Origin of the sequence: Paenibacillus thermotolerans, from assembly GCF_028745515.1 — a bacterium.
Taxonomy (GTDB): domain Bacteria; phylum Bacillota; class Bacilli; order Paenibacillales; family YIM-B00363; genus Paenibacillus_AE; species Paenibacillus_AE thermotolerans.
On the sequence record NZ_JAQZSG010000004.1, the window covers coordinates 90,780 to 113,644 of the forward strand.

Genomic DNA, 22,865 nt, shown 5'->3' on the forward strand with positions numbered 1-22,865 from the left:
TTTCCCTTGCTTTACATTATGATTTCGCTATCCGCGCGGTCGATTCCCTTACGACCAGCCGATGCGGGATAATGTGACGTTTCGCCGATGTTGTGCTTTCGCCTTTGATCATGCGGATCAATTCCTGAGAGGCCGTGTAACCGAGCTGATAAATACCGATGTCGATGCTTGTGATGGGAGGCGTTGCGAGCTCCGAAAATACGATGTTATTGAATGAAACGAGACTCATATCCGCCGGAACGGAATATCCGAGCTCGCCAAGGCCGCGAAGAATGCCGAAGGTGACGACATCGTCCACCACAACGAGTCCGGTCGGACGCTCGGGTAACCCCATAAGGAAAGACATCGCCCGATATCCGCTCTCTTGCAGAAATTCGCCCTCGACGATCCATTCGCTTTGGACCGGCAGCGAAGCCTCTTTCATCGCCTTCAAATAACCGTCCAGACGGTCGCGCGACACAATCAGGTTGCGGGGCCCGCTCACGAAGCCGATCCGTTCATGCCCCTGCATAATTAAATGCCTTGTAGCATCATATGCGGCAAGCACATTATCGTTATCGATCGAGAGAAGGTCCTCGAAATCCGGATTTCGTCCGATCAGCGCAAAAGGAAAATCGTATTCCTCCAACAGCGCAATGGCAGGATCGTTCGTTCTGGAGTACAACAGCAATATTCCGTCCGCCCGTCCGCCTTTTGCAAGCCTTGTAATCGTCTCCAGTTCTTCTCTTTCGGTCGTACCGGTTGCAATAAGCAAATCGTAGCCGGACCGGGTCGCTTGAGTAACGATGCCCCGAATCACTTCGGAGAAAAACTGGTTCAAGAACAGCTCGTCCGCCGGCCTTGGCAGCAGAACGGCGATCGTACGCGTAGTCCTCGATACTAGGCTTTTAGCCGCCATATTCGGATGATACCCGATTTCCTCCATAATTTTTTTCACTTTTTCAGATGTCGATTGACTGATTCTCGGATGATTGGAAATGACCCGCGAAACGGTGGATGGGGAAACCCCGGCCCGTTTGGCCACATCTTTGATCGTGACGACCATAGTTAACCTCTCCTATTTAATAAGAAGGAACTGTAAATGCATTCCATGCGGTGAATGATAGCATTTGCATAAACAAACTGTGCAATCGTTTCCACTTGTAAATCTTATGTTAACTCACTGTTTTGGGGTTGTAAATATGCAAATATTTGTGCAAATTTGCGCAAAGGTGAAAAATTATTTAAAAAGGAGCATTTGTGAGGAAATGTACGAATTTGACCGGAATTATAGTGATTTTCGTTAGATTTTGCGCAATGGAATGTGTGCAAACGATTGAGCGCTTACGCTATAATCAGGGCGAGCGAAATCGATAAAGCGTTTACATATCGATGCGGAAATATCGATAATATTCGCTGGGGATGCCGCTTTGCGCATGATTGCACAATCGTTTGCACATTGTGTGCTGAAATGCGCCGCATTTTACCCTGTGGACAAGAGATCGGCTCATCCGGAGTTGCATAGCGGGTTATAACGCAAGTGCAAGCGCCGGGAGGCTGCAGCTCATCCAAAATAAATATTATATCAAGAAAGAGGGTCAAGCAATCCGATGTTGAAGATGAAACCGTGGTTTGCGATGGTTCTGGCAGTCGTTCTTGCATTCTCGCTCGCAGCATGCGGCAGCAAAACGAACGATGAAACGACTGGAGCGGACGACTCCGCCGCAGTGGATCAAGAAGCTCCGGCTGACGACACTGCAGCTTCCACCGACTTGGTGCCTGAGGAAGGCGCAAAATTGTTGATTTGGGAATCCGCAGACCAGAAAGCTTTCATTGAAGCGGTAGGCAAAGCTTTCACCGAGAAATACGGCGTACCTGTCGAGTGGGTGGACGTAGGCCCGGATAAATCGATGGCGCAAATGATCACGGACGGCCCTGCAGGCGTAGGCGCAGACGTGTTCGCGGCAGTGCATGACCGCACGGGCTCCGGCGCAGCGGCAGGCGTAATTTTGCCGAACGACGTGTTCGAGCAGCAAACGAAAGACAGCGCATACCAGACTGCAATCGATGCGGTTACGTATGACGGCATGCTTTACGGATATCCGTACTCCGTTGAAACGACGGCAGTATACTACAACAAAGATTTGATCCCTGAAGTGCCTGCTGACTGGAACGGCGTCGTGGAATTCGCTAAAACATTCAACAATGTTAACGAGCAAAAATACGCATATATGTGGGAAGCGGGCAACGGTTATTGGAGCTACGGCTTCTTCGGCGGATACGGCGCATACGTATTCGGCAACAACGGTACCGACGTGTCCGATATCGGCTTGAACAGCGACAACGCCGTCGAAGCGGCGAAGTTTTTCCAAAGCTTGCGCGACATTCTTCCTTTCAAAACGGGCGACATTAACGGCGACGTAAAGAAGAGCTTGTTTGAAAAAGGTCAATTGGCTATGAACGTAAGCGGTCCGTGGGATAAAGAAACTTACAAGCAGCTTGTTCCGAACTTGGGTGTAGCACCTTACCCGAACCTTCCGAACGGCCAGCCGATGAAGCCGTTCTCCGGCGTAAAAGCTTACTATGTCAACGCACACTCGAAGTTCCCGATTGCGGCTCGCTTGTTCGCGCAAATGGCTTCCTCCGCCGAGTGGCAGAAGAAAAACTACGAAATGACGGGCGTGCTTCCGGCCGACAAGACGCTTGGCGAAGACCCGTTGATCAAGAACGATCCGATCAGCGCCGGCTTCTTGAAGCAGTTCGAGAATTCCGTTCCGATGCCTTCGATTCCGGAAATGGCGAATTACTGGGCTCCGATGGAATCCGCGCTTGCTACGATGTGGAACGACGGTGCCGATCCGAAGAAAACGATGGATAACATGGTGAAGCAGTTTAAGGATTTGAACGCAACGGCAGCGCAATAATAAACATCATTAATCATGAGCGTTACCTGCACCCGCCGATCTAGGTCGGCGGGTGTTTTCCGAATAAGGCATTCTAAAGGGGTTGAACGATTATGACGGACCGCATTGTACCCGGAGGGCAACAGTCCGGGGAGGCGCCTGCCGGACCGCAGCTTGCCGGCGGAAAGCCGTACGGCAAAACCGCGGCGATTCTGTCCTTGTTTGTGACCGGGGCCGGGCAGTTGTACCATAAGCAATACGGAAAAGGCTTGTTGTTTTTACTGACTTATATCGCGGGTTTGTATTTCTCGTTTACATCGTTGTTCGCAAATATCGCAGGTTTAATCACGCTTGGCGATACCCCATCCGGATTTGCCAAAAATAAGCAAGGCTTGACGGTCATGGTCCAAGGCGACCATTCCATATTCATGATGATTTACGGTATTGCGTCTTTGCTCGTGTTTTTGATTTTTGTATTTATCCATGTAATGAACATTAGAGATGCATATGTGACGGGCGTGAAAAGAGAGCGCGGCGTTCCCGCTCCGTCTTTCAGGGAAACCGTTCGCCGCCTCCAAGATAAAAGTTTCCCTTATATGTTATTAACGATTCCGGGTCTCGGCGTTCTTTTCTTTACTATAATGCCGATCATCTTTATGATTTTGCTTGCGTTCACAAACTATAACAAAGACCATCTTCCTCCGAAAAACTTGGTCGATTGGGTCGGCTTCAAAACGTTCTCGAATTTGCTCGTATACTCCCAATGGGCTTATACGTTCTGGAACGTACTGCTTTGGACCGTCATTTGGGCTGTTGTAGCGACGGTTACCTGCTACTTCGGCGGTATTCTCGTAGCGATGCTCATTCAGCAAAAAGGCGTCCGTTTCAAGGGCATGTGGCGAACGATCTTTATTTTGCCGTATGCCATTCCGCAGTTTATTTCCTTGCTTATTATGAAAAATATGTTCAACTCCCAGCTCGGTCCGATCAATACGTATTTTCGGATGCTCGGCCTGCAAGGCTTGCCGTGGCTGAACGACCCGTTCTGGGCGAAGGTTACGATCGTATTCGTTAATATGTGGCTCGGCATCCCGGTCTCCATGGTGCTTGTGCTGGGCATTTTGACTGCGATCCCGAAAGATTTGTACGAAGCGGCCGAGGTGGACGGCGCTTCCTCCTTCCAGAAGTTCCGGAACATTACGCTGCCTTATGTATTGTTCGCCACGGCGCCGCTGCTTATTATGCAGTTTGCGGGCAACATCAACAACTTTAACGTCATTTATTTGCTTACCAAGGGCGACCCGAAAACCGGGGAGTTCGCGTTTGCCGGCACGACCGATTTGCTCGTTACCTGGCTCTATAAGCTGACGCTCGATAATCAAATGTACAATATCGCATCGGCCGTCGGCATTTTGATCTTCCTCTTTATCGCGTCGTTCTCGATTTGGAATTTCCGCCGCACAAGGTCGTTTAAAGAGGAGGAAATGCTGCAATGAATAAAACCCGCAACGCAATGAAGCTTACGCTCAGTTATATATTGCTGGCGATCATTACGATTATGGTGCTGTATCCGACGCTTTGGATCGTCATGTCGTCGTTCAAGGTGGGAAGTTCGCTGTTCAGCACTTCGCTTATTCCGGATCAATTCACGCTGCAGCATTACAAAGATTTGTTCGCGGACCGGGCGAATAAAGATTTTCGCTTCGTTCAGTGGTATTTCAATACGATTAAAGTGGCTACAATTTCGATGCTTATCGGCACGCTCATTCAGCTGCTGACGGCATATGCGATTTCCCGGTACCGGTTTTACGGGCGCAAAGCGCTTATGTCGACGATTCTTGTATTGGGCATGTTCCCGGGCTTCATGTCGATGATCGCCGTGTACATTATTTTGATCCAATTGAATTTGCTCGGCACGCATTGGGCATTGATTCTCGTTTACTCGGCAGGCGCGGCGCTCGGCATGTTCGTCGCCAAAGGATATTTCGACACGCTTCCTAAGGCGCTGGAGGAATCGGCCCGTATTGACGGCGCCGGTCACCTGACGATATTTTTCCGCATCTTCCTGCCGCTGTCCCGTCCGATTATGACGTACGTAGCGCTGACAACGTTCTCCGGGGCGTGGGTCGACTATATTTTTGCCCGGCTCATTCTAAGTAAAGCGAGAGATCAATGGACGCTGGCGGTCGGTCTTGTCGAAATGGTCGATTCTTACTCTTCGACCGAGTTCACGCTCTTTGCGGCAGGCTCCGTGCTTGCGGCGATTCCGGTTGCCTTGTTGTTTATGGGTCTGCAAAGGCTGCTCGTGCAAGGACTCACGGCCGGAGCGACCAAAGGATGAGAATAGCGCGAACCTGGTTTGTGTTATTGCTTAGCTTGACGCTTCTGCTTCCCGGGTGTACGCAGCCGCAGAAGGCGGATGATTCGGAGGCCCGGGAACCGGCGGAGGGGGCAACGTCGCCGTCCGATGCCGCTTTTTCGGCGGCTAATCAGCCATCGGACGTATATTATGAAATTTTCGTTCGGTCGTTCCGCGATTCGAACGGCGACGGCATCGGCGATTTGAACGGCGTGACCGAAAAGCTGGATTATTTGAAGGAGCTCGGCATTCACGGCATCTGGCTCATGCCCGTCAACCCGTCGCCGAGTTATCATGGATACGACGTAACCGATTATTACGGAATCAATCCGGATTACGGAACGATCGACGATATGAAGCGGCTGCTGGATGAGGCGCATAAACGCAATATCAAGGTCATCATGGACCTTGTAATTAACCACACCAGCTCGCAGCACCCTTGGTTTACCGAATCCGCAGCAGGCGAGGACAGCCCGAAGCGCGACTGGTACGTATGGGCGGACGAAGACACCAACGTGGGCGAAAGCAGCGCCACCGGCGCGGCGAAAGCGTGGTACCCGAAGAACGGGGCGTACTACCTTGCACCGTTCTGGGACGGCATGCCGGATTTGAATATGGATAATCCCGATGTGCGCAATGAGCTGATTGCCGTCGGCAAGCATTGGCTGAACCTCGGAGCCGACGGCTTCCGTCTCGATGCGGCAAAGCATATTTACGACAATGTCGCCTCTGATAAAAACAATCCGAAGACGAAGGAAAAAAACATCGAATGGTGGCAGCAATTCCGCAAGGAGATGGAGCGGACCAAGCCTGACGTTGTGATGGTCGGCGAAGTTTGGGATTCGCCGGCCGTCGTCGCACCGTATTTCGATCATGCGATGACGTCCGCCTTCAACTTCGATCTCGCCAATCGGATCATCGGGATGGTTCAGTCGGAGTCGAAGTCGAATCTGGCTTTTATGCTTGAGCGAATTTACACTTTGTATGCCGAAGCTTCGGGGGGAACGTTCTCCGATTCGACATTTTTGTCCAATCACGACCAAAACCGCGTCATGAGCGTGCTCGGCGGCAACGTCGACCATGCGAAGATGGCTGCTGCGGTTCTGCTTACCTTGCCGGGGAATCCTTACCTTTATTACGGCGAAGAGCTCGGCATGAGCGGCATGAAGCCGGATGAGCACATACGGGAACCGTTTCCTTGGACGAAGGACCGTTCGGTTGCGGGGAATACGAGCTGGCTCGTTCCTACCTTTAATAAGGACGGGGAGATTTCCGCAGAAGCGCTCATGGAGGACGGCCTATCGATATGGAACCATTACAAGCGGCTTATTCGATATCGGAATAGCGACAGAGCTTTGTACGAGGGCGGAATCGTGGAGTTCAAGCTAGACAATGCCAAGCTGGAATCGTTCGTTCGGGCCACGGAAGACGGGGACGCTTCGTTAGTCGTTCACAACCTGGGAGGAGAAGCGGCCGAAGCGGATTTGACCCAGGTTCCCGGCGGGGTGACGTTTCAGTCGATCCGCTTTGCGACGAAGGACGGAGCCGTCTTAGACGAGAACGGCCGGCTTTCGCTCCCCGGCTACGCTACCGTTATTATTAAACAAGAAAATAAATAAAAAAAAATCGGGCTGTCCTGCAAAATGTAACTTGCGCGGGACGGCTCGTTTTTTTGCAATTTTCACAATTTTATCTTGAAAACATCGGATTACCCCTTTAACATAGGAAATTATACTTATTTAAAATGATAGAACATTCTGTCTAAATAGAATTGTTGTATCGCTCAAAAAGAGGAGTCATAACGGGAACTTATTTGCGGAGCGATGCGTCTATTAATAGGTTTAGCGAAAAAGGATCGACCGAAAAATGCAATCTCAGACGGTGAAGGGGAAAGTCCTGATGCAAAAGTGGATCATACGTATTTTATCTGTGCCTGTTGTAGCTTTTACTGCGGCCATGATCGGCTTGCTGCCCTTATTGGTCGTTCCGACTCCGGGCGGAGTCGGGCTCGCCTTCTCGAGCGCGTGGAGTGCGTTCGTGTCTTATGTCGCCGGACTGTTTACAGGGGAATCATGGAGATTTTTTATTACAAAGAATGAGTTCAACTACTGGGATCAAATCGGAAGCTACGTGACCATTTCTCTGTTATATGTCGTTGTTGCGGCCATTATCGGCTTAACGGTGGGGCTGCTGACAGGCATATGGTTTTCCTGGTCAAAGAGCGAATGGTGGAAGCGGTTGCTGGAGCTGACGAGCGTGCTGCCCGATTTCATCGTGATCCTGTTGCTGCAGTTCACCATCGTGGTCATCGCTCAGCGAACGGGAATGGTCCTGTTTAAAGTTGCGAACGTATCCGACGGGCAGCCTGCGATCGTGCTGCCGATTTTGTCGATGATCATTATTCCCGCCGTATTCATAACACGCAACGTTGCGCTGCAAATGCGCCTCACGCTGACGGAGGATTATATCGCGAATGCGAAAGCGCGGGGGATGGGACGGGGCTACATTTACTTCTTTCACGCCCTTCCGAACGTTATACCGTTTATTAGAGCCGATTTGCATAAGCTGATCGGGATTATTATGAGCAACTTGTTTATTGTGGAATATTTTTACAATGTGAAAGGCGTTACGGCGCTGCTGTTTTCCAGCTCGTTCTCGTACTTCGGCGACTATCAGTACCCGCTTGTCGTGAATTGCTTGCTGACGCTTCTGGCCATATACGCCGCGATTTATGTTGTTATTCGTTTGTATATGAGCTTATGGGAAAGGGCGGTTGTCCGATGAACAAAACGTTGTTAGCAGGGCTCATGATTACCGGGTTCATGCTGTTAATCGCCGCTTTCGGACCGATGTTCGCACCCCATGAGCTCACCGATCAGGCGACCATCGAGTTTGTCGTGAAGGAGGACGGCAGCAGCGACATCATAGCCCCGCCGGTTCCACCCGGCAACTATTCGTATCCGCTCGGAACCGACAAGCTCGGTTACGATATATTGACCCAGCTTCTGTACGGGGCAAAATATACGATCTTGGCGGCGGTCGGCATCGCGTTTGCCAGAGTGGCGATCGGCGGGACGATCGGCATGCTGCTCGGATATACTAGCAGCGGCAAGAAAGGGTGGCAAATGTGGAGCTTGCTCGGCGGCATTCCGATGTTCATCATCGTCTGGTTTTTTTTAGCCGGCATTACATTTAATCCGGGTCTCGATCCGGTTAAGCTGACAATGTTGATGGGCGTCGTATTTCTTCTGGTCGGCTTGCCGAGCGTCATTGGCTCCGTAAAGGATAAAGCGTTTGAGATCAAAAACCGGCAGTTCGTGCTTGCTTCCCGTTCCATCGGTTCAGGACACTGGACGATCGTTCGGTCGCATCTGTTTCCGCATTTGAAGGAAAGCATGCTTATATTATTCGTGAATGAGATCATCTTGATCTTGGCGCTGTTCGGCCAACTCGGACTGTTCCGAATATTTATCGGCGGAACGCGCGTCACTTGCTGCGACCCGGTCGAATACTCAAGCATCACGAAGGAGTGGGCCGGCCTCATCAGCTCCGCTAAGCTCGGCATCTATATTAATCAGTGGACGCTGTTTATTCCGCTTGCCGCATACGTTTTGTTAATCCTCGGATTTTATTGCGTTTCGAAAGGACTCGAGTCGAAGTATAAAGAAAAATACAGCAAAGCCGCCCATGTGTAGGGCGGTTTTTTTGTTGTCTGCATATTGCAATCGGACGCTCGCTTTGGATATAATTCCATAGGTGAACAGTTCAACAGTTGAATTAAATGGGACAGGGGGGAGAGCGTGAATCGGGAGAAGCTTCGTGAATTGGTGAAAAGATACGATGAGGTTTACGATTTCGTATCGCAAAAGGTTACGTCGTTTTACGGGCAATTTGCGGGGAGCGATAATTTGACGGTGGATCAGATGTACGCTCTCAAGTACATCGTGCGGCGCGGACGATGTCCTTCCTCGGAGCTGGCGGAGGCGTGCAACGTGAACCGCGGAGCGGTCACCGCCATGGTGAACCGGCTGGAAGCGAAGGGCTACGTAGAAAGAGTCAGCGACGAACGGGACCGGAGGCTGGTGCTGCTGCAGCCGACGAAGCTCGGGAACGAAGTGTTTCTGGCTGTGGAGGAGAAATTTTTGTCCTTCGCCGAGTTTTATCTTTCGGAACTGCCGGACGAGGAGATGGAGCAATTTGTCCGCACGTATGAGAAGCTGGCTACAATTATCCGCAAAGTAGAAGAGGAGGGTCTTTGTTGATTGACCGGTTAATTACATTGCGCTGGGTCGTATTTGTATGCTGGATTGCGGCGATTGCCGCCCTGCTGCTGACTTCTCCAAGCATGGCGGAGCTGATCCGCGAAAAAGGCGGCATCACGATTCCGGACGGCGCCAAGTCGACGATCGGCGAAGACATATTGGCTGCGCATACGGACGGTGACGATGGATCGTTCGGCGCGGTACTCGTATTTCACCGCGAGCAAGGGCTGACTGAGGACGACCGCCGAGCGATCAAAGCCGCGTATGATAAGCTTGACGCCAATGCCGAAAAGCTTGGCGTCGTGTCGCTCACAACAGTAGAGAGCAGCGCCGAGCTGAAGGATCGGATGCTTTCGAAAGACGGGACGACCGAAATTGCGCTCGTCGAAGTCGACCCCGGCAATAGAGAAATCGCCGAAGTAAGGGAGCAGCTCCAGTCGGAGATCGGCGATGCGGACGTTCCTCATTATTTTACGGGGGCGCCTTTCATTGACGAGGATGTCATCATTTCGTCCGAGGAAGGCTTAAAGAAGACGGAATGGATTACGGTTGTATTTATTCTAGCGGTGCTCCTGCTCGTTTTTCGTTCGCCGATCGCCGCTCTTATTCCGCTGCTGACCGTAGGCATGTCTTATGCCGCCAGCGGTGCGGTCGTCGCCTTTTTGGCGGAATATGCGGATTTTCCGATCTCGAATTTTACGCAAATATTTATGGTGGCCGTGTTGTTCGGCATCGGGACGGATTATTGCATATTGCTGCTCAGCCGATTTAAGGAAGAGCTGGCGAAGGGCGGCGCGGTGAACGAAGCGGTCAAGGCTACATACCGGACTGCGGGCAAAACCGTCATATTCAGCGCTTTGGCCGGCCTCGTCGGGTTTGCCGCGATCGGACTTTCGGAATTTAAGCTGTATAAATCGGCGGTAGCGGTCGCAGTGGGGATTTCGGTTCTCATGCTGGCTTTGTCGACACTGGTGCCTTTCTTTATGTCCGTACTCGGAAAAATCATATTTTGGCCGGCTAAAGGAGAATTAAAGCATAAGCCGAATCGGCTGTGGGGCGCCTTCGGCGCGTTCTCCGCTTCCCGGCCGTTGGTAACGATTTTGATTATCGCGGCTGTTTCCGTGCCGTTGCTTGTTTCCTATAACGGCTCTTTATCCTACGATTCCTTGAGCGAAATCGGCGACGGCTACGATTCCGTCAAAGGCTTCCAAATTATTTCGGACCGGTTCGGTCCCGGTGAATCGCTGCCGACGAAGCTGATCATTGAAAGCGACGAGCCGCTTGATACGGAAGAGGGCCTCGCCATGATCGAGCGCGTCTCCCGCGAGGTCAGCGCAGTGCCTGGGGTGGCGCACGTTCGCGGCGCAACGCGTCCGCTCGGCGAGCCGATCGCCGAATTCGAGATGTCGTCGCAGCTCGGGACGCTCGCAGGCGGATTAGGCGAAGGCCGCGACGGCATAGACACGATTTCGAGCGGCTTGTCGGAGGCGGCGAATGCGCTTGACGATTCGAAGCCGAAGCTGGAGGAGGCTTCGGCGGGCGTAGGCAAGCTGATTGACGGAACGAAGCAGCTGCAGAGCGTCGTCGGCGAATTGACCGGCGCGATCGATCAGCTGGAGCGCGGCGTGCGTGACGGTTCCGCGGGAGCGGAGGAGCTGCGAGCCGGGCTCGAGCAGGCGCGTGTCAGCGCCGAGCGGATCGCCGACGGCGGGAAACAGCTTTCCGCCGCTTATGAGGCGGTCGGCGCCGGCTTGCAGCAGCTTTCGGCCGGATATGACGGCATTCTTTCCGGGATTAAGCAACTGCAGCAAGGGCTTGCGGGGGCGAAAGCGTCCGCCGTAGGGCTCGGTAAGTCGCATCCGGAGCTTACCGATGACCCGCAGTATGCGGCGTTGACTGCCGCGCTTGACGGCTCGCTTGCCGGGGCGGAGCAGCTGTCGCAGTCGCTTGCGGTCTTGAACGCGGAGCTGGCGAAGGCTGCCGGCGGCGTTGCGCAAGCGAATGCGGGCTTCTCGGAGTCGGTTAAAGGCCAGGCGGCGCTTGCGGCGGGACTCGGACGGCTCGCGCAAGGAATCGGAGAGCTGGAGAAGGGTCTGACGCAGGCTGCGGACGGCCATAAGCTGCTGCTGCAGAAGCTTCCGGCCATGAACGACGGGCTGAAGCAGCTGGAGAAAGGACAGGGCTCCGTTCGGGAAGGCTTTGATTCGCTTATTTCGCAGTTGGGTCAATTGAACACGGGACTTTCGGAAAGCGTGAACGGGCTTGAGCAAATTTCGGACGGTCTGGGCTCCGCAATTGAATACGCGGACAACGCGGCCGCCGAGACGGCGTCTCCGCTCGCAGGCTGGCACATTCCGGAGGAAGCGCTAAAGAACGAGGATTTGCAGGTCGCTTTCGACGCGTATATGACGAAGGACCGGAAGGTAGCGACGCTTGATGTTGTACTGTCGAATCATCCGTATTCAAAGGCTGCGCTTGACTCGATCGGCGATGTCGAGAACGCGGTAACACGCGCGCTTGCCGGCACCGAGTGGAAGGATGCGAGAGTCGGCATCGGCGGCGTCAGCAGCATCTACCACGATTTGGGAAATATTACGGCGAACGATTATAAACGAACGGTTTCGTTCATGATCGCGGGAATATTTTTGATCCTTGTCGTGCTGCTTCGTTCGCTGGTGATGCCGATTTACTTGATCGGATCGCTGCTGCTTACGTATTTCAGCAGCCTATCGATTACCGAGCTCGTGTTTGTTCACGGCTTCGGGTATTCCGGTCTGAACTGGACGGTTCCGTTCTTCGGGTTCGTGCTACTGATGGCGCTTGGCGTAGACTACAGCATGTTCTTGATGGACCGGTTTAACGAGAACGGGCATTTGTCCGTGAAAGATGCGATCGTGCAAGCGATGAAGCAGATGGGAAGCGTCATTATTTCTGCGGCTGTCATCTTGTCCGGCACCTTCGCGGCGATGTATCCTTCCGGCGTATTGTCGCTGCTGGAAATCGCAACGGTGCTGCTCGTCGGATTGATGCTGTATTGTTTCGTATTTTTGCCGTTGTTTGTGGCGGCGGCCGTTCGTTTGTTAGGCTCCGCGAACTGGTGGCCGTTTATGAAACGCCGCAGCGGCGCCGGCTATGCCGCCGATGATGGCGGGGGGCATGAGCAGAGCGCCGGAGCTATTGTTCGCGGCACGGAGTTTGAGGTGTAAATCGAGCGGTCTCCGGCATATGTCGGGGACCTTTTTTTCTGTGTTATGTGCCGCAGTCGAGGAGAAAGTACCTTTGTTGAGTGCCGTAGTCGCGAAGTGTCGCCGAACCAAGTGCGAAAATGCCAATGTGGCGTTTTGGAGATTACAGCGGAATAAAGTTCCGTTCGAGGTGGCCGGACGTGCAGTGCGGGAGAGTGCAACGGAACGAAGTTCCGCAGTAACCGTCTCCCGCTAATGATTCTCCGCCATGCGGGAAACACTATCCTTAACCTAATGAAGGAGGGATCCGAATGGCGAGAAGAAGCCGCCGTCTGCTTGTGCCGCAAGCGGGGCTTGGTATGTCGATGCTGAAGGCGGACATTATGAGGCGGGAGGGCTACGCCGTCGATCCGAACCGGCCTGAAACGGTAAAGTACGCCGTTGCCCAAAAGCTGGGAGTTCCGCTGGAGCCCGGATATAACGGGGGATTGACCACGGAAGATGCAGGCAAGGTTGGAGGGGCGATCGGCGGACAAATGGTCAGGGAATTGATCCGACGCGCCCAACAACAGCTTGCGGGCCAACCGAGCGGGGGAGGTGAGCCTCATGACGGAACGCGACCGTGGAGGTAAAAGACCGAGCAAAAGCTTCAACGAGCAGCAAAACATGGCTGAGTTCGGAGACGAGTCGATTACGCTGCAGCCGAACAAAGCGAAGGAATACGCGCCGAGTCTCAACAATATCAGCAAAAAAAGTACGGAATAACCGTTGCCAGGCGTAAATACGCTCCCTTACTATGAAGGGGAGCGTATTTCTTTATACAAGGAGAGAACGGAATGAAAATGCTGGTAACGGGGTTTGAACCGTTCGGAGAACATGCCGTAAATCCGACGGAGGAGCTCGTCCGCTCCATCAAAACTGAGGCGAATGAGCCGCTGAAAGAGATGGAAATCGTGACAGCCGTGCTGCCCGTCGTGTTCGACGAATGCGTGGAAAAGCTGATCGAGATTATAGAGGAGACGAAGCCTGACGCGGTCTTATGCTGCGGGCTTGCCGCGGGCAGATCGGCGGTAACGGTGGAAAGAATCGGCATCAACATAAAAGATGTAGGAGACGGGCAGGCGCGGAAGGACAACAGCGGTCAAGCTCCGACTGCGGAAAAAATCGTGCCGGGAGGTCCGGACGGATTGTTCGCCACAATCCCGGTGGAATCGATCGTGCGCCGCATGCAGCAGGAAGGAATTCCCGCCTCCGTCAGCAACACGGCCGGAACGTACATATGCAACAATACGCTCTACGGGCTGCTCCACGCCGCAAAAGAGCGCAACTGGCCGATTCGCGGAGGGTTTATTCATTTTCCGGCAACTCCGGTAATGGCGGCGCAAAAGCCGGCGCTTCCGAGCATGTCGATCGACACGATGAAGCGTGCGCTCACAACCGCGATCTTGGCGACTGCGGAAGCGCTCCAAAGAACCTAAACGGCCGAAGGCCCCCAAGGCTCCCCGAAGGAGCTAATCGCGAATACGTCCCGCCGCAAATAACAGCGCGAACGATACGACCGCCATTACCCCGGACCAAGCCCAAGCCAGGTCGAACCGGCCGGTTTCCACCGCCACATAAATAGCGGAAGGAACCGTCTGCGTACGGCCCGGAATGATGCCGGCCACCATCATCGTCGCGCCGAATTCGCCCAAGCTGCGGGCAAAGCCGAGCACGAACGCGGCGATCAGCGACCGGCGGGCAAGCGGAAGCAGCACATAGCGCAGCGTCTGAAACGGGGAGGCGCCCATTGACCGGGCGGCCGCCAGCAGCTCCTCCTCTACGACCTCAAAGCCCGATCGGACCGTCATATAAACGAGCGGAAAAGCAATGAATACGGAAGCCGCAACGGCCGCCCCCGGGGTGAACAAGACGCCTGAGCCCCAAATCGCTTCGAGCAGAGGAGCTATGGGGCTCGACTTGCCGAGCAGCACAAGCAGGGAAAAGCCGATCACCGTCGGCGGAAGCACGAGCGGCAGCAGAAAAACCGTTTCGATCGCCGATTTGCCGGGGAACCTCCGCCTGGCCAACGCCCAAGCGGCGACAATGCCGAGTATGAATGCAATCGTTCCGGATACGGCGGCAATTTCAAGCGACAGCCGCACCGGAATCCAAAATGAATCGGTTAACAACGACGATTTCTCCCTTTTAACGGAGGTCCAAAAAACCCGCTTTAGTAAAAACCCCAACAGCCTCGTCATCTTGCAAAAAATTTACAAAAGCGCCCGCTTCGGCCGCATGCTCTGTATGTTCCAACACAGAAGCAGGGTACGCGATGTCGTCATACCCGTTCTCGTCCGGCAAAAAGGCGATGCGCACCCGATCGCTCCGCTGCGCATCCGTTACATAAACGAACCCCGCATCCGCATTGCCCGTCTCAACAATGGACAGCACGCTGCGGACATCTTTTCCGAATACGAGCTTCTTGGACAGCGGCTTCCAGAGCCCGGCCGAGTCAAGCGACTGCTTCGCGTACTTACCCGCCGGTACCGTCTCCGGCTGGCCGACCGCGATCGTCGCAAATCGCTTCTCCGTTAGCTCGTCCAACTGCTCCAGCCGCTCTGCCGAAGCCTCGGGCACAATGACGGCCAACCGGTTCCCAAGAAACCGCTGCACGGACTCCTCCCTGACGAGCTTCCGCTCAACAAGAGCGTCCATTTCGTTGCTCCCGGCGGAAATAAACACATCAGCCTGTGCGCCCTGCTCGATTTGCCGCTGTAATGTACCGGATGATGCGAAATTATATACGACTTTCACATTCGGGTAACGCGTTTCGAACAGCGGCTGAATCTCGCCCAAGCTGTCGGATAGCGATGCGGCCGCAAAAATCAGCAATTCGACGCGATCGCTTCCGGTGCCGCCGCCTTGGCTTTGACCGCCCGAGCAGCCCGCAATTCCCGCAATTCCCGCAATTCCCGCAATTCCCGCACTGACCGCCGCCGATAACCACAACATTTTTAAAAGAAAATAACGCACCGGCAAGACACTCCCGATCAATCCCGTAGGGGCTAAAATACTTTCCCTATCATACCATGCCGGTTGCGGTGAATACATGCGTTCGCAATCGGAAACGATAACAATGGAAAAGGGAGGTAACCCGGAATGGAAGAAACGTTAATTGAGAAGCTCAAACAGTATTACTTCGACTATCGGCGCACATCGGATCCCGAAGACAGCTTCTCGCTGGCTATGCAATCGATGCCGCATTATGTGATAGGCAAAATCGGCGACCTTTCGCGCGGCGGAGATTTGGACGGCATTCGCAATGTCATCCGCCAATATGAAGAATTCGACATCGCCCCGGCGAAAAGCAACGATTCGGTGCAGGAGCGGTTCGAGGAGGAATTTTTGCAGGCAAGACAGGTGCACTAGCCCACTCTTCAATGTAAGGTTCTGGCAAAAGGGGCCGATGTATGGTATTTTACCCTTAGGAACCAGCCTTGAATGAGGAGAGATGGAGATGAATATTACGTTTCTTGGGCACTCGGCGATGCTTGTCGCAGGAGGAGAACGACGCGTAATTATTGATCCGTTTTTGACGGGGAACCCCGCAGCTGCGATGCCGGCGGCCGAAGTCAAGGTCGATGCGGTCATCCTGACGCATGCACATGGAGATCATTTCGGGGATGCGATCGATATTGCCAAGGCGAACGACTGTCCCATCTTCGCGATTGTCGAACTCGCCGGCTACTGCAAAAGCAAAGGCGTGAAAACCCATGGCATGAACTTGGGCGGATCGTTCGAAGAGAACGGGATTCGCGTGCAATTCACGCCCGCGCTTCACAGCTCATCGATTCAAGAGAACGGCACGTTGATTTATGCCGGCACGCCCGCAGGCGTCGTGCTGACGATGGGCGGCAAGACGTTATACCATGCTGGGGATACGGCGCTGTTTTCGGATCTGAAGCTCGTCGGCCGCAGAGTGCCGATCGATGTCGCGGCGCTGCCGATCGGCGATTACTTCACGATGGGGCCGGAGGATGCGCTGGATGCGGCTTCATTAATCGGCGCGAAGCATGTGATCCCCGTTCATTACAATACGTTCCCTCCGATCCGGCAAGACGGAGAAGCGTTCGTCAAGCGGCTTGAGGCCATAGGAATTGCCGGCCATGCATTGAAGCCGGGCGAAACGCTCACGGTTTAACAAATTGCATACTTCATCGCAAGCCCGAGCCTTATGGAATAAGGACCGGGCTTTTTGTTATCCTTTCACCGAAAACTGGGCGAACGCATAGAATGCATGACAGACTTTCGATTGGGAGGGGATTTACGATGAACAACGCAGCATGGCGGAAACGTCCGCTCAGGGCGACCTCCGTTTTATCGCTTTGCGTCATCCTTCTCTTGCTTGCCGCATGCTCGGGCGGATCCGGCTCCGGATCGGGTGAGAACGTTAAAGTGAGAATCGGGGAAGTTACGAGATCGATATTTTACGCGCCGCAGTATGTGGCGATCAGCCAAGGCTTCTTTAAAGATGAAGGACTCGATGTTGAGCTGACGACGACGGCCGGCGGCGACAAAACGATGACCGCGCTGCTGACGGATGCGATCGATGTGGCGCTCGTCGGCTCGGAGACGTCCATCTATGTCTACAATCAAGGCTCGGACGATCCGGTCATCAACTTTGCGCAATTGACGCAGACGGACGGAACGTTCCTGGTCGGGCGCGCTCCCGACGACAATTTCTCTTGGGAAAAGCTGAAGGGCTCCACCTTCCTGGGTCAGCGCAAAGGCGGCATGCCGCAGATGGCCGGCGAGTTCGCCTTGAAGAAGCACGGCATCGATCCGCATAACGACATGACTTTGATTCAGAACGTCGATTTCGCGAATATCGCTTCGGCCTTTTCTTCCGGAACGGGCGATTACGTGCAGCTGTTCGAGCCGACGGCGACCATTTTCGAGAAAGAGGGAAAAGGCCGCGTGCTCGCAAGCTTCGGGGTGGAGAGCGGCCATCTGCCGTATACCGTTTTCATGACGAAAAAGAGCTTCATCGACAAGCACGGCGACACGGTGCAAAAATTTACGAACGCGATTTATAAGGCGCAGCAGTGGGTTCAACAGAACGACGTGAATACGATTGCCGATGCGGTGAAGGAGTTTTTCCCCGACGCCGACATTGAGGTCATTCGAGGGGTTGTACAGCGTTATAAATCGCAAGGCTCGTTCGCAACCGACGGAATTGTGGATGAAGAGGAATGGAACAACCTGCAGGATATTATGGTAGAGGCGGGAGAGCTGGAGAAGCGGGTCGAGCATTCGATTTTGGTGGATAACAGCTTTGCGGAAAAGGCGAAAAAGGCATCGGACTAATGCGATGCGAAACCGGCGGCACGATTAGGAAAAGCGCTCCATACTACGTCCATTAGGAGGGTGCGGCATGACATATGCGATCGAAATGAAGCGGGTGACGCACGCCTACGTCAGCGATAAGGGCGCCGAACTATCGGTTAAGGACATTCGGCTTGCGGTGCGCCCCGGCGAGTTCGTCTCGCTGGTCGGACCGAGCGGATGCGGCAAAACTACGATATTATCGATGATTTCCGGATTGATTATGCCTTCCGAGGGCGAGGTGAACGTGCTCGGTACTCCCATAGAGAAGCCTCATCCGAAGGTCGGATACATGCTTCAGCAAGACTATTTGTTTCCTTGGAAAACGATTCGCGAGAACGCGGCCATCGGACTTGACATTCGGGGAGTCCGCAGCAAGGAAAACGAGGAGTATATTATGGTTTTGCTGCGCGAGATGGGTCTCGAGGCTTCAGCCGGAAGATATCCGCACCAATTGTCCGGCGGCATGCGGCAGCGGGCGGCGCTCGTCAGAACGCTCGCCGTGCGGCCGGACATCTTGCTGCTCGACGAGCCGTTCTCGGCGCTCGATTACGTAACGAAGCTGAAGCTGGAGGATCTTGTCTCGGAGACGATCCGGTCGTTCGGCATGACGGCGGTGCTTGTGACGCACGACATATCGGAGGCGATCGCCATGAGCGACAGAGTGTTCATAATGGCGAAAAATCCGGGAACGATTCGGCGGGAGATCGATATTCCCGAGCACATTCGGGAGGCGATTCCGTTCCAAGCTAGGGAGAAGCCCGGCTTTCAAAATATATTCCACGATATATGGAAGGAATTCGAAGGCGGGGAGGGTGACGCGTGAGACCGATGAACCGATCGGAGAACGAACTGCTGGATAAGGTGTATGCGGATTATCGGAGAGGACGGATTCGGTTTACCCGATGGGCCGTCGCTGCGCAGCTATTCCTGTTTGTTGCTTTTTTTGCGCTGTGGGAAACGGCCGGCAGACATAAATGGATCGACGTGCTGCTGTTCAGCTATCCATCGAAAATCGTAGCGCTTCTATATAGCAAGCTGCTGGACGGCAGCCTGCTGCCGCATGTCGGCGCTACGGTGCTGGAGACGGTCGTCGGCTTCGCGCTCGGTACGTTCGCCGGGCTTGCGGCGGCTGCGATTCTATGGTGGTCGCCGTTTTTGGCGCGGGTGTTCGATCCGTATATCGTCGTGCTGAACAGCATGCCCAAGGTGGCGCTTGGGCCGCTTTTTATAGTGGGGCTAGGGGCGACGTCATCGTCCATTATCGCAATGACGCTCGCCGTTACGGTCATTATAACGACGCTCGTCATTTACTCCAATTTTAAAGAAGTGGATGCGAACTATACGAAGGTGGTGCGGCTGTTCGGGGGCAACCGAGCGGACGTATTCCGCAGAGTCATTATGCCCGCTTCGGTGCCGGCCATTCTTTCCACATTGAAGGTGAACGTCGGGCTCGCCTGGATCGGCACGATCGTCGGCGAGTTTCTCGTTTCCAAGCAAGGCCTCGGCTATTTGATCATTTACGGCTTTCAAGTGTTCAATTTCTCGCTTGTTATCGGCAGCCTGTTCGTGATCGCCGCCGTTGCGGCCGTCATGTACAAGATCGTTTCCCGCATCGAGCGGGCGTTTCAATACCGCTCCTAATTGTGTGCTACAATAAAGAAAAACAGATTGCGGCACGGGATAGGGGCTGATAAGGAATGAAACAAACCGGATTAGTGCTGGAAGGCGGCGGCATGAGGGGAGTTTATACCGGTGGAGTGCTCGAACGATTTATGGAATGGGGTCTTTATTTCCCCTACGTCATCGGGGTTTCGGCAGGCGCTTGCAATGCGGTGTCGTATTTGTCGAGACAGCGCGGCAGAAACCGCCGGGTGACGATCGATTTCGTCGACCATCCCGAATACTTGAGCTTCGCGAATTGGATCAGGAAAGGGAGCGTATTCGGGATGGAGCTCATCTTCGACCGAATTCCGAACGAGCTGGATCCGCTCGATTACGAGGCGCTCTTTGCTTCCGGCGAGACGTTCGTCATGGGAACGACCGACCCGCTGACAGGGCTTCCCCAATATTACGGCAACGAGCATTGGAGGCAGGATCAGGCGACGTTCTCGTCCATAATCAAGGCGTCCAGTTCGCTGCCGTTCTTCGCTCCCTCCGTAGAGATCGCCGGGAAGCGGATGTATGACGGAGGCGTCTCGGATCCGATTCCGGTCCGCAAAGCGCTGGAGGACGGCTGCGAACGCCTTGTGATCGTGCTGACGAAGGATGCGTCCTATCGGATCAAGCCGTTTAAGCAGCAAAGGCTTGCCCGCATCCTTTACCGGCATTACCCGGGACTGGTGGACGCGATGATTCGGCGGGAGCGGGTGTATAACGAGACAATGGAACTGATCGCGGAGCTTGAGAAGGAGGGACGAGCCTTCGTCATCCGTCCGTCGACGCTCGTTCCGGTGAAACGGATGGAGCGGGACAAGTCCAAGCTCGAGGTGCTGTACAAGCTCGGAGAAGACGATGCGGATGCGGCGTACGAGCCGCTTCGGCAGTGGCTTTCCGGCGGTTTTTAACGGAGCGAATTCATCCTTGACATCCATGGAGCGCAGGACTATGATTTGCGTATCTACTGCGGAAAAGAAGGGACCATGATGAAGGCTTTTTTTAAAGGCCGCTATGAAGGTTATGATTTAGCGCAGCTGCGCAAGGACGTCCTCTCGGGAATATTAGTAGGGATCATTGCCATTCCACTCGGAATGGCATTTGCTATTGCATCGGGTGTCGATCCGGAATACGGGCTTTATACAGTCATTGTCGCGGGTATTTTGATTTCATTGCTTGGGGGCTCCCGATTCCAAATCGGCGGTCCGACGGGCGCGTTTATTCCGATTTTGCTTGCCATCGTGCTGCATTACGGATATGCCAAGCTGCTTACCGCCGGCTTTCTGGCAGGGGCGATCCTGCTCGTGCTCGGTTTGTGCCGCGCCGGAAAACTCATTACCTTGATTCCGAAGCCCGTTATCGTCGGATTTACGGCGGGGATCGCGGTCATTATTTTTTCGGGGCAAATCGGCAATTTCCTCGGGATGACGGGGCTCAAGTCGCATGAATATTTCACGGAAAATATGCGCGAAATAATCATGCATTTCAGCTCCATGAACGGTTACGGTCTGCTCATTGCCGTCATCTGTTTAGCTTGCATCGTCGGCTGCCGGCTGTTCCTTCCCAAGGTTCCGGCTCCTTTAATCGGTCTCGCCGTTTCCTCCGCCGCCGCCGCGATATTTTTACAAGGAAAGGTTGCGACGATCGGTTCGGTCTACGGCATCATCCCGGACCGGCTTCCCGGCTTCATGCTGCCTGACCTAAGTCTCGGAACGATCGGTACGATGCTGGCGCCGGCGTTCGCCATCGCGCTGCTCGGCGGAGTGGAGTCGCTGCTGTCGGCCGTCGTGGCGGACGAAATGACCGGCACGAAGCACAGCAGCAACCGCGAGCTGATCGGTCAAGGCATCGCGAACATGATTACTCCGCTATTCGGAGGCATTCCCGCCACCGGCGCGATTGCCCGTACGGCCACCAACATTAAATCCGGAGGAAAATCGCCGATCTCCGGTATCATCCACGGACTTACGGTATTGCTTATTCTTGTGTCGTTCGCCCCAATCGCCTCCGCCATTCCGCTGGCCGCGCTGGCGCCGATCCTTATGGTCGTCGCGTGGAATATGAGTGAGCGGAAGCATGTTGCCCATATATTAAAAACGCGTTCGGCCGAAGCTTGGATCATGGCGGTCACGTTTTTGCTGACGGTATTTTTCAACTTGGTTTACGGCGTTGCGGCAGGACTTATCGTTTCCGTTATCGTATATGTTTACAGGACAAAACTTTCGAAGCCGTTACAGGCTGCAAGCGCAAATCAGTTGAACGCCGATACCAGTAATCCCCGTTCACCGGCAGCGGATTCGGTGCAGGTGGTTAGGGAGGATGTAGTGTAACGATATGAAGATCATGATTTCAGGTGAGGACCGAGAGGCGGCAGAGACGCTGGGGGGGTTAGCGGAGAAGGAATCGGAAGCGGAGCTGTGCGCCTCCGCCGGCGATGTAGATGAGCTGATGCGGCTCGCAGAAGAGCTTTCCCCGGATGCCGTCTTTATTGAAGCGGAGATGCACGGCTTGAGCGGACTGCAGGCGGCTCGCGCGCTGGCGGGAAGAGCGGGCGGGCCGATGATCGTAATCACGTCGGCTACGGACCGGTATGCAATGGACGCGTTCGAGCTCGGTGCGGCCGATTATTTGCTGAAGCCGTACGATCCGATCCGGTGGAAAGCGACGATGCAGCGGCTGAAAGAGAAAATGAAGCAGCTCAAACCGTATCGATCGGCCATTCGGAATTTGCTCATTCCCGGCGGGGATTCGATTGCGGTCGTCCGTCCCGATTCGATTTTGGCGATTATTAAAGAAGAGAAGAACGTCATCATCCATACGAAGGACGGAAAAAGCTTCACCAGCAAGTCAACGCTTCAGGAATTGGAGGAGAAGCTGAGCAGCTTCGATTTTTTTCGCCCGCATCGCAGCTATCTCATTAATTTGAATGAGGTGGCGGAGCTGATCCCATGGTTTAACGGAGCTTACAATGTCAAAATGAAATCCGCGTCTGACATGAAGGTTCCGGTTTCCCGGGACGCGGCGAAGGAGCTGTTGAAGCGATTAGGCGGGGAGTAAACCGACTGGATATTTTATCCGGCTGCCGAGTGGGATTCCGGAGCTTTTATCCTTCAATTCGTACGACTCGCTCTACATATTTAACATTTCGCAACGA

General features: G+C 54.0%; 22 protein-coding genes. 19 read left to right on the forward strand and 3 right to left on the reverse strand.

What is annotated here, in order from left to right:
- Positions 1–16: 16 nt before the first annotated feature.
- Entirely contained in the window at positions 17–1,045 is a 1,029-nt protein-coding gene (locus PT964_RS05270) for a LacI family DNA-binding transcriptional regulator (RefSeq protein ID WP_274362284.1), read from the reverse strand.
- Between the two features lie 544 nt (positions 1,046–1,589).
- Here PT964_RS05270 and PT964_RS05275 point away from each other — a divergent pair.
- The 11 genes from PT964_RS05275 (at position 1,590) to pcp (ending at position 14,166) form a co-directional block, all read left to right on the forward strand.
- Positions 1,590–2,903 carry a maltose ABC transporter substrate-binding protein gene (locus PT964_RS05275; RefSeq protein WP_274362285.1) on the forward strand — a complete coding sequence of 438 codons (1,314 nt, stop codon included), beginning with the start codon at positions 1,590–1,592 and terminating at the stop codon, positions 2,901–2,903.
- Between the two features lie 92 nt (positions 2,904–2,995).
- Positions 2,996–4,378 carry a carbohydrate ABC transporter permease gene (locus tag PT964_RS05280; RefSeq protein WP_274362286.1) on the forward strand — a complete coding sequence of 461 codons (1,383 nt, stop codon included), beginning with the start codon at positions 2,996–2,998 and terminating at the stop codon, positions 4,376–4,378.
- Positions 4,375–5,223 (forward strand): sugar ABC transporter permease, encoded by an 849-nt coding sequence (locus tag PT964_RS05285; RefSeq protein ID WP_274362287.1) that lies wholly within the window; start codon positions 4,375–4,377, stop codon positions 5,221–5,223. Before PT964_RS05280 ends, PT964_RS05285 begins: the two co-directional genes overlap by 4 nt.
- Positions 5,220–6,860 (forward strand): alpha-amylase family glycosyl hydrolase, encoded by a 1,641-nt coding sequence (locus PT964_RS05290; protein WP_274362288.1) that lies wholly within the window; start codon positions 5,220–5,222, stop codon positions 6,858–6,860. Before PT964_RS05285 ends, PT964_RS05290 begins: the two co-directional genes overlap by 4 nt.
- 280 nt (positions 6,861–7,140) lie before the next feature.
- Positions 7,141–8,025 carry an ABC transporter permease subunit gene (locus PT964_RS05295; RefSeq protein WP_274362289.1) on the forward strand — a complete coding sequence of 295 codons (885 nt, stop codon included), beginning with the start codon at positions 7,141–7,143 and terminating at the stop codon, positions 8,023–8,025.
- Positions 8,022–8,936, forward strand: coding sequence for an ABC transporter permease (locus PT964_RS05300; RefSeq protein WP_274362290.1), 915 nt, complete (start codon positions 8,022–8,024; stop codon positions 8,934–8,936). Before PT964_RS05295 ends, PT964_RS05300 begins: the two co-directional genes overlap by 4 nt.
- Positions 8,937–9,041: 105 nt before the next feature.
- A complete protein-coding gene (locus PT964_RS05305) occupies positions 9,042–9,503 on the forward strand; it encodes a MarR family winged helix-turn-helix transcriptional regulator (protein ID WP_274362291.1) in 462 nt (153 codons plus the stop codon).
- Entirely contained in the window at positions 9,500–12,709 is a 3,210-nt protein-coding gene (locus PT964_RS05310; RefSeq protein WP_337995007.1) for an MMPL family transporter, read from the forward strand. Before PT964_RS05305 ends, PT964_RS05310 begins: the two co-directional genes overlap by 4 nt.
- 290 nt (positions 12,710–12,999) lie before the next feature.
- Positions 13,000–13,320, forward strand: a complete 321-nt coding sequence (locus PT964_RS05315; RefSeq protein WP_274362292.1) for an alpha/beta-type small acid-soluble spore protein — start codon at positions 13,000–13,002, stop codon at positions 13,318–13,320.
- Positions 13,295–13,453 (forward strand): hypothetical protein, encoded by a 159-nt coding sequence (locus PT964_RS05320; RefSeq protein ID WP_274362293.1) that lies wholly within the window; start codon positions 13,295–13,297, stop codon positions 13,451–13,453. Before PT964_RS05315 ends, PT964_RS05320 begins: the two co-directional genes overlap by 26 nt.
- Before the next feature lie 71 nt (positions 13,454–13,524).
- Positions 13,525–14,166: a pyroglutamyl-peptidase I gene (gene pcp / locus PT964_RS05325; protein ID WP_274362294.1), complete on the forward strand. Its 642-nt coding sequence runs from the start codon at positions 13,525–13,527 to the stop codon at positions 14,164–14,166.
- 33 nt (positions 14,167–14,199) lie between these two features.
- Here the strand turns inward: pcp and modB are convergent, their stop codons facing one another.
- Both modB and modA read right to left on the reverse strand, forming a co-directional pair.
- Positions 14,200–14,859: a molybdate ABC transporter permease subunit gene (gene modB, locus PT964_RS05330; RefSeq protein WP_274362295.1), complete on the reverse strand. Its 660-nt coding sequence runs from the start codon at positions 14,857–14,859 to the stop codon at positions 14,200–14,202.
- A 16-nt stretch (positions 14,860–14,875) separates the two neighbouring features.
- Entirely contained in the window at positions 14,876–15,703 is an 828-nt protein-coding gene (gene modA, locus PT964_RS05335) for a molybdate ABC transporter substrate-binding protein (RefSeq protein ID WP_274362296.1), read from the reverse strand.
- A gap of 126 nt (positions 15,704–15,829) precedes the next feature.
- Between modA and PT964_RS05340 the strand changes: the two genes are divergently transcribed.
- The 8 genes from PT964_RS05340 to PT964_RS05375 all read left to right on the forward strand — a co-directional run bounded on the left by PT964_RS05340 (position 15,830) and on the right by PT964_RS05375 (position 22,768).
- On the forward strand, positions 15,830–16,099 hold the full coding sequence (locus PT964_RS05340) for a hypothetical protein (protein ID WP_274362297.1): 270 nt from the start codon (positions 15,830–15,832) through the stop codon (positions 16,097–16,099).
- A gap of 88 nt (positions 16,100–16,187) precedes the next feature.
- Positions 16,188–16,871 (forward strand): metal-dependent hydrolase, encoded by a 684-nt coding sequence (locus tag PT964_RS05345; protein ID WP_274362298.1) that lies wholly within the window; start codon positions 16,188–16,190, stop codon positions 16,869–16,871.
- Between the two features lie 128 nt (positions 16,872–16,999).
- The gene (locus PT964_RS05350) at positions 17,000–18,037 is read left to right on the forward strand and encodes an ABC transporter substrate-binding protein (protein ID WP_274362299.1); all 1,038 of its coding nucleotides are present in this window, start codon (positions 17,000–17,002) and stop codon (positions 18,035–18,037) included.
- Between the two features lie 67 nt (positions 18,038–18,104).
- Positions 18,105–18,881: an ABC transporter ATP-binding protein gene (locus tag PT964_RS05355; protein WP_274362300.1), complete on the forward strand. Its 777-nt coding sequence runs from the start codon at positions 18,105–18,107 to the stop codon at positions 18,879–18,881.
- Between the two features lie 5 nt (positions 18,882–18,886).
- Positions 18,887–19,699 (forward strand): ABC transporter permease, encoded by an 813-nt coding sequence (locus tag PT964_RS05360; RefSeq protein ID WP_274362406.1) that lies wholly within the window; start codon positions 18,887–18,889, stop codon positions 19,697–19,699.
- A gap of 56 nt (positions 19,700–19,755) precedes the next feature.
- Positions 19,756–20,622 (forward strand): patatin-like phospholipase family protein, encoded by an 867-nt coding sequence (locus tag PT964_RS05365; RefSeq protein WP_274362301.1) that lies wholly within the window; start codon positions 19,756–19,758, stop codon positions 20,620–20,622.
- Between the two features lie 78 nt (positions 20,623–20,700).
- On the forward strand, positions 20,701–22,041 hold the full coding sequence (locus tag PT964_RS05370) for a SulP family inorganic anion transporter (protein ID WP_337995008.1): 1,341 nt from the start codon (positions 20,701–20,703) through the stop codon (positions 22,039–22,041).
- A 4-nt stretch (positions 22,042–22,045) separates the two neighbouring features.
- On the forward strand, positions 22,046–22,768 hold the full coding sequence (locus PT964_RS05375) for a LytR/AlgR family response regulator transcription factor (RefSeq protein WP_274362302.1): 723 nt from the start codon (positions 22,046–22,048) through the stop codon (positions 22,766–22,768).
- The last annotated feature ends 97 nt before the right edge of the window (positions 22,769–22,865 follow it).